This is a genomic window from Halioglobus sp. HI00S01 (genome assembly GCF_001635445.1).
In the GTDB taxonomy this organism is placed as follows: domain Bacteria; phylum Pseudomonadota; class Gammaproteobacteria; order Pseudomonadales; family Halieaceae; genus Halioglobus; species Halioglobus japonicus.
The window spans coordinates 1-201 of the sequence record NZ_LWEE01000332.1 but is presented as its reverse complement, the minus strand read 5'-3'; the positions used below and the strand labels follow the sequence as shown (position 1 = coordinate 201).

The following is a 201-nucleotide window of genomic DNA, read 5'->3' as shown; positions in this document are numbered from 1 at the left end:
GCATCTACACCCAGGGGGCAGGTGACATCATTGACTGGGTTGAGCAGCGCACGAGCACGCTCAGGCGGTTAACACCCGAGAATGACGCATCGGAGGTGCGTGCGCTGGAACAGCGCTTTGGCGAAAGCATCGGTTTCCATACCCGTCGCATGTTCTACTCTGAGGCCTTGCTCGAGTATCCCGCGACAGTAAAGCCGCGAT

1 protein-coding gene is annotated in these 201 nt (G+C 58.7%); it reads left to right on the top strand.

All coding sequences use genetic code 11. From position 1 onward, the window contains the following. On the top strand, positions 1-201 hold a 201-nt coding region (locus tag A3709_RS24220), incomplete at both ends, for a hypothetical protein (RefSeq protein WP_197484332.1).